The sequence below is a fragment of the Xenorhabdus khoisanae genome, from assembly GCF_001037465.1.
Classification (GTDB): domain Bacteria; phylum Pseudomonadota; class Gammaproteobacteria; order Enterobacterales; family Enterobacteriaceae; genus Xenorhabdus; species Xenorhabdus khoisanae.
Genome location: NZ_LFCV01000150.1, coordinates 32588 through 35862, shown reverse-complemented (window position 1 = coordinate 35862; position 3275 = coordinate 32588). Strand labels below are relative to the sequence as shown.

Annotated in this window: 1 protein-coding gene; it reads left to right on the top strand. The window is 40.0% G+C overall.

From position 1 onward, the window contains the following. Positions 1-627: 627 nt before the first annotated feature. Entirely contained in the window at positions 628-2217 is a 1590-nt protein-coding gene (locus AB204_RS18120) for a pyridoxal-dependent decarboxylase (protein WP_053067945.1), read from the top strand. Positions 2218-3275: the final 1058 nt, after the last annotated feature.

Below are 3275 nucleotides of genomic sequence, written 5' to 3'. Positions count from 1 at the left end.
TTTAGTAATAGTATCAATGTATAAATTGAACAACAATCACATTATTAGTAAGTTTTTCATAAATAACTTAGACACTCATCACATTAATTTTTTTGATAGTTATTCTGGACTATCTCTACCGTCTCCCCCTCCTTTACCTCTTGGTCTGTCAAATTTTACAAAATTGTATACTTCTTTAACCAGAAAGCGAACTGGATCGGCGCTTGTGATTGTCATATATCTTTTTTCTTCATAGATAGGCATTTCCTTTTTTATTAGCGCTTAATTTTGATAATTCTTTTTTCAAATTAAGCCAAGGATAATAAATTATCTTCGTTCATTAACAAAAATAATGTTTCTCATGTAGAAATCAGCATGTAAGACTTCCACCTCTTTCTCTGAGAAAGCTTCTTCCAGGCTACCGTTATTAAGATTTATATCCAGTCTGGATAGGAGATAGATTTGACCTTCTTAGCTAAATCTTTAGTAAAGTGAAGAAAAAAGAAATTGAAACGCAGAGTTAATTTTATAAATTATGCTTATAAATTCTACCTCAGAAACAAACCCACAATTAAGGCAGCACTCTTAAGATATAACCCATGACAAACATACTATCTATCTTGATAGATCCTTACTTTGGAGCCGAATATGAATAATGAAACTCATGTGGAAATTGACGAATCTCTATTTAAATTATCTGAAAATGGATTAACAAATGCTGAACGAGGAAAAGCCCTGACAGAACTGGATTCGTATGTAAAGCAAACACGTGAAAAATTTCTTGGCTATCAAACCAACCAAGAATTCCACTATTCATCGGAACTCAGCCAATATTTGGATGTTCAGTTAAATAATGTCGGCGACCCTTTTATGACAGGCAACTTCAGACTCAACTCGAAGTTTGTTGAGCGTGCCGTACTGGATTATTTTGCTAAACTTTGGAACGCACCTGACAGAAATAGCTCCACTCCAGGTGAGGGCTACTGGGGCTATGTGTTGTCAATGGGAAGCACTGAAGGGAATTTATATGCACTGCGCAATGCGCGTGACTATCTGGCCGGAAAAGTTCTCTGGGTTGATTCGAATCCAAACAATAATGAAGGGACGTTCATAGGTGGTAACGATAACTCGCATACGCCAATACTTTTTTACTCCGAAGATACACATTACTCAATTGATAAAGCAAAAGATATTTTGCTACTCCCCACTTTCGCTAAAGTAGGGGAGTCTCTTTATCCGGGGCAATGTCCCATCGAGACAATTGATGGGAAATGGCCAACAAAGGTCCCGTCCCTTCCAACGGGATCTATTGATCTGACTAAGCTTAGTGTATTAGTGGATTTTTTTGCATCACGTGGTTACCCCATAGCAATAAACTTCAACTATGGAACCACTTTTAAAGGTGCACTTGATGATGTGAGCGGCGCGATTGATCTGCTATTACCAATACTTGAGCGGTATGGCCTTAAAGAACGGACTCTTGAAGTTACTCTGGAAAATGGCGAAATTGTTAAAAGTACTCGGAATGGCTATTGGTTTCACATTGACGGTGCTTTGGGGGCTGTATATGGTCCGTTTTTAGAGAAAGCGAGAGAGCAGGGAATAGATATTGGAGAGGGGCATCTTCCTTCATTTGACTTCAGAAACCCAATTCATTCTATCGTGACCAGCGGACACAAAGAAATGGGTGTTCCATGGCCTACAGGCGTTTATCTAACAAAACAAAAATATCTGCTGAGTTTCCTGAGTGTAGATTATATAGGCGCTCAGGACTCCACACTGGCGGGTTCGCGAAATGGTTTTTCGGCCCTGATCCTTTGGCACTATCTGGCTAAATGCTCCTATCAAAACCAGATTGAGAAAATCGTACATCAACTCCAGATGAGCGAGAGCGCTTATCAGAAATTGCAGGCATTAAGTGCTGAACTTGGTCGTGATCTTCACGTCCATCGCTCGCCACTTTCCCTCAGCATTCTGCTCCTTTGCCCTAACGACGACATTGTTGAAGAGTTTTCTCTTTCTACTGAGAGAAAAAATGGCATTGAGTATGCACATCTTTTCATTATGGAACATGTGACGGATGAGATGTTCAACAAGCTCATAGATGCGTTACGCCAGGATGGTGCCTTTGACAGAACAGGAACCCTAAATAATCTGTCAAAACTCATCACCCCCGGGAACTGGATTCCGCTAAATTGCATGAACAAGATTAAGGCGCTTGGTGAGGAATTAGGCTAACTCTATGACTATCTCTTAGTCACAAATGCACAAACAGGAAACCACCAAATTGATATGCGTTGGCTGAACGAAGGGCGCACTGACCTGCAAAGGGGATTATGTACTGGGTTCGTGCCGTAGCTCAACCAACGACATTCTTATTATCACCCCAGAGCAAATAATTCTGGGGTGGCAGGAGTAGGTTAGGTCAGTGAGCCTTAATGTCTGAACAGGAGCGATCCTGTCTCCTGCTCCATTTTATATGCACAGAGTATGCGGCCCCCTATTCCCGGTTGCTTCAATGAGCATCGAGCTACACATTTCGCATATTGTAGAGGGTGTAGAAAAAGAGGCGCACAAACATAGGCATAAGTTTGCATTGAAGCCAAAAGAGTAGTGCCTGCCAACAGGCAAAGAAGAATGAATTTTTTCATTTTATTCTCCATATTTCACTTACTGCATTACTATTACAACAACTGATAAACCTAATAAACCCATTTCCACCCAACAACAAGCGAATAATACTTAACAATGAGTTACTCTCTGAAACTAAAATAAATATTTCTGTGTCCATTCCCTGAGTGGCTACAGGAATACCTAAACCATCACATCCCGTGGTGGCATTTTTGTATCTGAGTTTCACCGCGCACCGCAGCGCCAATCTAAACGTCGAGCCTTTATTTAGAAATGAACCTTTGAGGAGTCAGCTATGCCTGATGCTACTCGACAGGTTGATATCCTATTGCGGCAAAGGTTCATTCCCTAAGTAAGGATAAGCATCGTGAGTAACATCATTCCATTTGAGTATGACGGTCACCCTATTCGCTTTAATGAAGAATGACTTGTTGAACCGCTTCCAGTTTAAATTCAGCGGAATATTGACGTCTGGGCTGTTTCATTTTCATGTTGATACCTCACATTGCTATTAATCAGAATAGCGGGCTTGTGAGGTGTCCCAAATTCATATACCACTGCGGTATATTGAAAAACACCAATATTAAAAAAGCATCTAAAAAAATCCGGTATCAATAATAGATACCGGATTTTTATAGTAAGATTAACTTATTCAATATTTAATA

What these genes read in the sequence shown, in the direction of transcription:
- AB204_RS18120 (WP_053067945.1), top strand. Translation starts at nt 628, where the DNA reads ATGAATAATGAAACTCATGTGGAAATTGACGAATCTCTATTTAAATTA.